Below are 8,222 nucleotides of genomic sequence, written 5' to 3'. Positions count from 1 at the left end.
AAGCAACGTCATCTCGGTGCCGCAGACGGCGGTGACCTCGAGCCTCTACGGCGACTATGTCTTCGTGGTGGTGCCGCCCAAGCCCGCTGAGGCCGGCGCTGCGGCGCCAGCAAAACCGGAAGATCAGAAGTCCGGCGCGGACAAGCCTGCCGGCGATGCAGCCAAGCCGCAAGCCGATGCCTCGAAGCCGGCCTCCGATACGGCAAACGCCGCCGACAGCGCCGCGAAGCCGGCTGAGAACGCTCAAAAGCCGGCCGAAACCGGGCAGCAACCGGCGCTCGTTCTATCGCAGGTCTTCGTCAAGCTCGGCCGCCGCAACAACGGCATGGTCGAGATCGTCGAAGGCCTGAAGGCCGGCGACCAGGTCGTGACCGCCGGTCAGAACCGGCTCTTCAACGGCATGTCCGTTGCGGTCGACAACACCGTTGATCCCAGCAAATCGGCAAACAAGCAGGTTCAGCAATGAGCTTTTCCGATATCTTCATTCGCCGCCCCGTCCTCTCGACGGTGTTGGCCTGCATGATCCTGCTTCTGGGTTTCCAGGCCATCTTCAACCTGTCGATCCGCCAGTATCCGAAGGTTGACGAGACGGCGATCACCATCACCACGGCCTATCCCGGAGCCAGCGCCGACCTGATTCAGGGCTTCATCTCTGCGCCGATCGCGCGCGCCGTCGCCTCGACGGAAAACATCGACTACGTCACCTCGTCGAGCCGCCCGTCTTCGAGCACGGTGACCGTGCAGATGAAGCTCGGCTCCAACCCCGATGTTGCGTTGACCGAGGTGCTGTCCAAGGTTCAAGGCGTGCGCGGCACCTTGCCGGATGCCGCCAAGGATCCGGTGATCGTCAAGGGCACCGGCCAGCAGTTCGCGATGATGTATATTTCGATGCAGAATCCGAACATGACGAAGGAGCAGTTGACCGAGTACATCGAGCGCGTCGTGCGGCCGCGCATCTCGACGGTGGAAGGCGTCGCCGACGTCCAGATCTTCGGCGCCGAGGAATATTCGATGCGGGTCTGGATCGACCCTGTCAGGCTCGCCGCCCGCGGCGCCACGGCCGCCGACGTGCTGACTGCGATCAACAATTCCAATTTCCTGTCCGCGCCCGGCAACACGCAGAACGAGTATGTGGTCTCCTCGATCGCGGTTCACTCGACCCTGCAGACGCCGGAAGCCTTCGCGCAGCTCCCCATCCGCTCGACCGACGGCCAAGTGGTGCGGCTGCGCGATGTGGCGCGGGTCGAGCTTGGCGCCGCCAGCACCGACACAAGGGTGAGCTTCAATGGCAAGCCGGGCACCTTCCTGGCCATCTTCCCGACGCCTGCCGCCAATCCGCTGACGACGGCCGAGGCTATCCACAAGATCGTGCCGGTGATCCAGGATACCTTGCCGAAGGGCATGACGATCGAGATCGTCTACGATTCCACCGAGCAGATCAGCGCCTCGATCGAGGAGGTGTTCAAGACCATCGGCGAGGCTGTCGCCATCGTCATTCTCGTCATCCTGCTCTTCCTCGGATCCTTCCGCTCGGTGATGATGCCGATCGTGACCATCCCTCTGTCGCTGATCGGCGTCTGTTTCATTCTGTTTGCGGTAGGCTATTCGATCAACCTTCTGTCGCTGCTTGCCATGGTGCTGGCGATCGGCCTTGTCGTCGACGACGCCATTGTCGTGGTGGAGAACATCCACCGCCATATGGAGGAAGACGGCATGTCGCCGATGCAGGCGGCCTTCAACGGCATGCGCGAGATCTTCTCGGCAATCGTGGCCATGACCATTACGCTGGCCGCCGTGTTTGCGCCGCTTGCCTTCACCGGCGGCCTGACCGGCGCGCTGTTTCGCGAGTTCGCGGTCACGCTGGCCGGCTCCGTGGTGCTGTCCGGCCTGATTGCGGTGACTATCACGCCGATGATGTCGGCTCGCCTCTTGAAGGCCGGCGCGCACGGCCGCTTCCAGCGCATCGTCGACGGCACCTTCAGCCGTGTCGAGCGCGTCTACGAGCGGGCCGTGACCGCTTCGCTCAGAAACAGGCCGGTTACCTTTATTATCGTCGTCGCGCTGGTCGCGCTCACCGGCTTCATGTTCACCAAGACCTCGACCGAACTGGCGCCGGAGGAAGACCAGGGCTTCCTGCTTTCCATCGTAACCGCCCCGCGCTACGCGACCTCGGACTACACCGAGACCTACGTCAACCAGATCCTCGGTCTTGTTAAGGACATTCCGGAAACGCGGGCGCAGTTCTCGGCGGTCGCCTTCGGCGGCGCCACCAACGGCGCCTTTGTCGGCTTTGCCTTCAAGGACTGGGCCGAACGGCAGCGCAGCTCGAAGGAGATCCAGGCCGACATCACCGGTCGCTTGGCCAAGGTCGCCGGCGTCGAGGCTTTCGTCTTCGCGCCGCCGACGCTGCCCGGCTCGGGCGGCGGCCTGCCGATCTCGATGGTGGTTCGCTCGACCGGCGATCCCTCGGAAGTCTTCGACCAGGCCGAGAAGATCAAGAACAAGGCGCAGGCTTCCGGCCGCTTCATCGTCGTGCAGAACTCGATGTCCTATGACGCCCCGCAGGTGACCGTCACCATCGACCGCGAGCGCGCGGCGGCGCTGAACCTGCCCATCGCCGATATCGGCAACACGCTGACGCTGCTGGTCGGCGGCGCCGAAGTGGCGCAGTTCGATCGCGACTCCAACAGCTATGACATCATCCCACAGGTGCCGCAGGAGTTCCGCGACAATCCGGCGAAGCTCGGCGAGTATTTCGTGCGCAGCGTCGACGGCAAGATGGTGCCGCTGTCGGCGGTGGGGCATATCTCGACCAACGCCTCGCCGGCAGCGATCGAGCAGTTCAACCAGCTGAACTCGGCCACCATCTCCGCCCTGCCCTTGCCCGGCGTGACCACCGGCGACGGATTGAAAGTGCTGGAGGATCTGGCCAGGGAAACGCTGCCCGACACCTTCTTCATCGACTATTCCGGCCAATCGCGGCAGGAAAAGGAGCAGGGCAACACCATCCTGATCGCCTTCGCGGCCGCCGTGATCGTGATCTACTTGGTTCTGGCCGCTCAGTTCGAGAGCTTCCGCGATCCGCTGATCATCATGATGGCGGTGCCGCTTTCGATCTTCGGTGCCATCGTGCCGCTCAATATCGGCCTCGGAACGCTCAACATCTACACGCAGGTCGGACTGATCACCCTGATCGGCCTCATCACCAAGCACGGCATCCTTTTGGTGGAATTCGCCAACCAGCAGCGCGAAATCCATGGCATGCGGCGCCGCGATGCCATCATCGCCTCGGCCAAGGTGCGCCTGCGGCCGATCCTGATGACGACGGCCGCGATGGCGCTCGGCGTGGTGCCGCTGATCATCTCCAGCGGCGCCGGCGCCGCGGCGCGCTACTCGATGGGCCTCGTCATCTTCACCGGCATTCTGGTCGGCACGATGTTCACGCTGTTCGTCGTGCCCATGTTCTACACCTTCATCGCCAGCAAGGATCTGCCGCATCTCGCCGAGAAGCCCGATCCGAAGCTGATGCCGGCGCTGCCCACCTGAAGCAATCCAGGACTGCTCCAAAAACAAAAAGAGGCCGGAAAATCCCGGCCTCTTTTTTAGGCGGTCGCCCCACGGCTTCGGCGCCAGAGCAATTCCAGGAAAAGTGTGGAACGGTTGCTCGGCGACTTCGCCGTGGCCTTCCGTCCGGAATTGCGTCGAACCTGGCTTGAAGGCGGCAATCCGCCCGCTACTTGACCCGTTACTTTACGATGAGGATGCTGGTGTTGCCCGGGCCGAAGGCCTCGACGAGCTGATAGAAGTCGGCCGCGGCATCGGGATGCAGGCGCACGCAGCCATGCGAGGCTGGCCGGCCAAGATGCTTGATGGCATAGGTCGCATGCACCGCATAGCCGCCGCTGAAGAAGACCGAATGCGGCATCGGCGCATTGTCGTATTTCTTCGAATACCACATCTCATGCATGCGGGTCGGCTTGAATGACCCTGTCGGCGTGATGTGCCCCCTGTCGCCCGTCGACACTTTCCAGGTGAAGGTCGGCCGGCCGTCGACCGTGACTTCCATGATCTGCTGCGACAGCGAAACCCGGGCGACGAGCTGGTTGGCATGAGCGGCGTTGCTGCCGAAGAGCAAAGCCGCGCCGGTGAGCGCGGCGGCGGTGACGTGGATGAGCTTGGCTGAAATGGCGGTATGCATGACGATCCCTCTCTTTTGCCGGTCGGGCCGGCTGCAATTTCGATGGATCGTCTTATCGGGATCGCCTGTTTCAGGCCTATTTCGCTTAATATGCGTTAATGTTTCGAATTCGTTTCTCTAAGTTAACGGCCTAATTCCAGAGAACACGCTCCCTTAGACCGGCTGCCGGCAATACCAAGCAGGCCGAAACCGGCGGACAAAGCGTATATGGCCTTGATATGAAAGCCTTTCTCCTAATCTCGAAACCGAATTGCAACAAAGCGCGACTTGCGCGGCATGATGCGGATACAGGCCCGCGGCAATGTCGAGTTCACGGGAACAGACATCAGCAAACGAAAATGGGCAGGAAATCGAAAGTTCGCACCTGGTTTCTCAGGATCGGCGTCTAGGCGCCATGAATTCCGGCGAGGTTTCGACACTGCACACTGCACTGTTCATCGCCACGGTCTGGATCATCTCCAGCCTGCGCGTCAACCGGCTGAGGGCCCTCTGGCGGGTCGGTCTTCGGCTGATAGGGATGCGCGGCCCCTCCGGCTACTTGCTGCCGAGAGGACCGAAGGCCCGCGCCGCAGCGGGGGGCTCCGTAAGCGGCGCGGGCGCTTCGGGAGTTTCCTGAAGCATCGACGACTATCGAATTGGGGATTGAGTTATGAAGACGAAATTTGCCGCTTCGGTGCTGTCCGCACTGCTTTATGCCCAAGGGCTGCTTGGCTTTGCCGCGCTTGCAACGGTGCTGCTCAAGGAGCGCGCCCACGCCGAGATCGCTGCCAGCGCCGAAATGCCGTCCGGCCCCTCGGTCCTCGTGGTGCGCTAGGCGCCGGCGTCGGATCCAAAAGTGCGAAGCGGTTTTGGAAATCCGATGCAAGATCGAGCAAAAGACCTGGCGGCCCTCGCCTCAGTCGGTGCGCGGCGTCGGCGGATCGAACCGGTAACCGGCACCCCTGATCGTGGTGATGGTCTCCGTATCGAGCTTACGGCGCAGCCTCACGATGCGCGAATCGATCGAGCGGTCGAAAGCGTCGGCATTCTCGGCGGGCGCGGCGGCAATGATGTCGTCGCGCGTCAGCACCTTGCGCGGGCTCGCCAGAAACAATCTCAACAGCGCCACCTGCCCCGGCGACAGCTGATCCTCGGCGCCGGAACGATGCATGACCATGGCCGACCTCAAGTCGACGGTCGCATTCTCCAGCACGATCAGTTCCTGGGGGTTGCGGCCGCGCCGCGTCAGCAGGCGGCCGATGCGCGCCGCCAGCTCGCGCACATTGAGCGGGCTTTCGATCACGTCGGCTGCGCCGAGCTCCAGCGCCAGCACCTTGTCGACGAGATCGGCGGGCCGGCAGATCAGGATGAAGTCGCAGCCACCCTCGCCGCCCCCGCCTTGGCTACTATAGCGCCTGAGCAGTTCGCGCCCCTCCGCCTGGGTCACGTCGTCACCGACGACCACGACGTCGATGCCGCCTGCCGAAAGCAGCGACTCCGCCTCCCAGGGCTGGCGCGCCTGACGCACGTCGTGCCCGCGACGCTCGAGATGGTCGGCCAGGTCGCCGGCCACCACTTCGGCAACGGACACAAGCGCGACGACGGATCGTGCTGCCATTTTCTCCACTCCGCCACGGACAACTCGAGATGAGCGCTGGACATCATGTTTATACCCAATCTACTTTCCGCTGAAAGCGGGAGCGAGACCATTGTGAAGGCGCGCATCATTGTCGTCGAGGACGAGCCGGATCTGAGGGAAGCGGTTGCCGAGTATCTCGGCGCCAGCGGCTATGACGTTGCCACGGCCGAGAATGCCGCGGCGGCGCGCAGCCTGCTCGAGGCGCAACCCTTCCACCTCGCCATCCTCGACATCGCCATGCCCGGCGAGGACGGCCTGTCGCTCGGCCGCTGGCTGCGCTCCAAGACGCAGATCGGCATCATCTACGCCACCGCCGCCGGCACCGCGCTCGACCGCATCGTCGGCCTGGAGCTCGGCGCCGACGACTACATCGTCAAGCCCTATGAGTTGCGCGAAGTGCTGGCGAGGGTCCGCAGTGTGCTGCGCCGCGTGCCGCAGCCGGTTGCCCCGCAGGCCACGAAGACCGAGGCCGGCACGCGCCGCTTCATGAATTTCGGCAGCTTCCAGGCCGATTTCGACGGCAGGCTGGTGACCGGCGCCAATGGCGCGGTCATCGAGATGGCCAAGAGCGAGTTCGACGTGCTGGAAGTTTTCCTCACCCGCGCCAACCGGCTTTTGACGCGGGCGGCGATCTCGGAGGCGATCGGCTTCGTGGAAGACCCGGAATCGTCGCGCGCTGTCGACATCCGCATCATGCGTCTGAGAAAGAAGATCGAGGCGGACCCCGCCAATCCTAAATTCCTGCGCACGGTTCGTGGCGAGGGCTATATCTTCTCGCTGCCGGCTGGCGACGGCAACTGACTCCGGCGCCGCGCACCTTCCGGATACGCAATTGACGCTGTAGCATTCCGGTCCGGCGCATGACCCCAGAAAATTCGTCGTCGATTTTCGGGCTTGTGTGCTGGATTTCATGGTTTACCGATATGGCCCCGGAGATTGACGTTCGACGATGACAGCTGAGGCCGCACGGACAGAGATGCACGGCTCCCGCCAGGGCGCCGCGATGGCGGCCGTCCATGTCGTTCGCCGCTTGCGCGAAGCAGGCGACTGGCAGCGCGAGATGGACAGCATACTGGAGGCACTGTGCCGTTCGTTGGACTGCCAGCGCGGCATTCTCTTCCGTTTGCGCGAGTTGCCGGGCGAGGGCTTCGCCCAGTCCGTGGCCTCCTATTGGATCGACCCTGCTTTTGGCGGCGAGCTCGCATCGCCTACCGTGATCATGCAGTCGATCATCAACTCCGATCCGCTCCTGGAGCAGTTGCAGGAGGATGAGCGCCAGGGCAAGGTCTTCGCCGGCCACACGCGCGACCTCGATGGTTTCCTGCGGGCCGACTTCGAGAAGCAGAACATAAAATCCTTCATTTCGGTGTCGGTCTTCGCCCACGGCCATCTCTGGGGCACTCTGGCGGTCAATGACTGCGCGGCCGAACGCGAATGGACGGATGAAGAGGAGGCGACGCTTCACATCATCGCGCTCGCCATCGGCGACGCCATCGAGCGCTCGCCCTCAGAGGCGCATGCCAGCGAGGTTATCCGCCGCACCATGCTGCAGGCTTCGCTCGACGCCATCATCGTCATCGACGAGGCCGGCTCCATCATCGAATTCAATCCGGCCGCCGAGAAGATGTTCGGCTTCAAGCGCAGCGACATCCTCGGCAAGGATCTGATCGACACGATCGTGCCGCACTATTACCGCAAGGGTTATTCGTCGGGCGCCGAGTACATGGCCGGACGGGGCGCGCCGATGGTAGGCCAGCGGCTGGAGACAGTGACCCAGAACGCGGCCGGCGAGATCTTTCCGATCGAGCTGACCGCGACGGAGATGCGGGTTGCCGACCGCCGGCTCATCTTCGGCTCGATCCGCGACCTGCGCGAGAAGCTGCACGCCGAAGAAGAGATCAACCGCCAGCGCGAGAAGCTGCACCAGAATGAGAAGATGGCGGCAATGGGCTCGCTGCTCGCCGGCGTCTCGCACGAGCTCAACAACCCGCTGGCGGTTGTGGTCGCGCAATCGACGCTGCTGCATGAATTCGCGGCCGACCCGCAGACCAAGGTGCGCGCCGAAAAGGTGCGCGCGGCCGCCGAACGCTGCGGGCGCATCGTCAAGAGCTTCCTGTCGATGGTCCGCCTGCATCCGACCGAGCAGGCCGAAACCGACCTTAACCAGGTGATGCGCTCGGCGCTCGAAGTGACCGCCTATGGTGCGCGCTCCAGCGGCATCATCATCGACACCGACTTCGCCAACGGCCCGCTGCTCGCCATGGCCGACGCCGACCATGTCACGCAGGTCGCGGCCAACTTCCTCATCAACAGCCAACATGCGCTGGCCGGCATCACCGGCGAGCGGCGCATCAAGGTGCGGACCTTTCGCAGCGAGCGCGGCAATCCCGGCTTCTCGGTCTGTCT

General features: G+C 63.5%; 7 protein-coding genes and 1 pseudogene. 6 read left to right on the top strand and 2 right to left on the bottom strand.

Going from position 1 to position 8,222, the window contains the following annotated elements:
- Both EOA32_RS29430 and EOA32_RS29425 read left to right on the top strand, forming a co-directional pair.
- Positions 1-466, top strand: a pseudogene (locus EOA32_RS29430) (efflux transporter periplasmic adaptor subunit); the annotation flags it as partial.
- A complete protein-coding gene (locus EOA32_RS29425) occupies positions 463-3,546 on the top strand; it encodes an efflux RND transporter permease subunit (protein ID WP_128373588.1) in 3,084 nt (1,027 codons plus the stop codon). The pseudogene EOA32_RS29430 and the gene EOA32_RS29425, both read left to right, overlap by 4 nt.
- Positions 3,547-3,745: 199 nt before the next feature.
- Here EOA32_RS29425 and EOA32_RS29420 read toward each other — a convergent pair whose 3' ends face one another.
- Positions 3,746-4,198 carry a L,D-transpeptidase gene (locus EOA32_RS29420; RefSeq protein ID WP_066990426.1) on the bottom strand — a complete coding sequence of 151 codons (453 nt, stop codon included), beginning with the start codon at positions 4,196-4,198 and terminating at the stop codon, positions 3,746-3,748.
- Between the two features lie 394 nt (positions 4,199-4,592).
- Here EOA32_RS29420 and EOA32_RS29415 point away from each other — a divergent pair, with 394 nt between their 5' ends.
- Together EOA32_RS29415 and EOA32_RS29410 are read left to right on the top strand one after the other, a co-directional pair.
- Positions 4,593-4,814: a hypothetical protein gene (locus EOA32_RS29415; protein ID WP_066990429.1), complete on the top strand. Its 222-nt coding sequence runs from the start codon at positions 4,593-4,595 to the stop codon at positions 4,812-4,814.
- 33 nt (positions 4,815-4,847) lie between these two features.
- Positions 4,848-5,012: a hypothetical protein gene (locus EOA32_RS29410; protein ID WP_095810084.1), complete on the top strand. Its 165-nt coding sequence runs from the start codon at positions 4,848-4,850 to the stop codon at positions 5,010-5,012.
- Positions 5,013-5,093: 81 nt separating this feature from the next.
- On the opposite strand, the gene EOA32_RS29405 is transcribed toward EOA32_RS29410, so the two are convergent.
- Positions 5,094-5,795: a response regulator transcription factor gene (locus tag EOA32_RS29405; RefSeq protein WP_128373587.1), complete on the bottom strand. Its 702-nt coding sequence runs from the start codon at positions 5,793-5,795 to the stop codon at positions 5,094-5,096.
- Positions 5,796-5,888: 93 nt separating this feature from the next.
- Between EOA32_RS29405 and EOA32_RS29400 the strand changes: the two genes are divergently transcribed.
- Together EOA32_RS29400 and EOA32_RS29395 are read left to right on the top strand one after the other, a co-directional pair.
- On the top strand, positions 5,889-6,617 hold the full coding sequence (locus EOA32_RS29400) for a response regulator transcription factor (RefSeq protein ID WP_245430708.1): 729 nt from the start codon (positions 5,889-5,891) through the stop codon (positions 6,615-6,617).
- A 148-nt stretch (positions 6,618-6,765) separates the two neighbouring features.
- Positions 6,766-8,222, top strand: a 1,457-nt coding sequence (locus EOA32_RS29395; RefSeq protein ID WP_189407460.1) for a sensor histidine kinase, incomplete at its 3' end; no start/stop codon positions are given.

The organism is Mesorhizobium sp. M1A.F.Ca.ET.072.01.1.1, assembly GCF_004023325.1.
Classification (GTDB): domain Bacteria; phylum Pseudomonadota; class Alphaproteobacteria; order Rhizobiales; family Rhizobiaceae; genus Mesorhizobium.
The sequence above is the reverse complement of the archived record's forward strand: the minus strand, read 5'-3'. Positions and strand labels throughout refer to the sequence as shown.

What these genes read in the sequence shown, in the direction of transcription:
- EOA32_RS29420 (WP_066990426.1), bottom strand. Translation starts at nt 4,198, where the DNA reads ATGCATACCGCCATTTCAGCCAAGCTCATCCACGTCACCGCCGCCGCG.
- EOA32_RS29425 (WP_128373588.1), top strand. Translation starts at nt 463, where the DNA reads ATGAGCTTTTCCGATATCTTCATTCGCCGCCCCGTCCTCTCGACGGTG.
- EOA32_RS29405 (WP_128373587.1), bottom strand. Translation starts at nt 5,795, where the DNA reads ATGGCAGCACGATCCGTCGTCGCGCTTGTGTCCGTTGCCGAAGTGGTG.
- EOA32_RS29410 (WP_095810084.1), top strand. Translation starts at nt 4,848, where the DNA reads ATGAAGACGAAATTTGCCGCTTCGGTGCTGTCCGCACTGCTTTATGCC.
- EOA32_RS29415 (WP_066990429.1), top strand. Translation starts at nt 4,593, where the DNA reads ATGAATTCCGGCGAGGTTTCGACACTGCACACTGCACTGTTCATCGCC.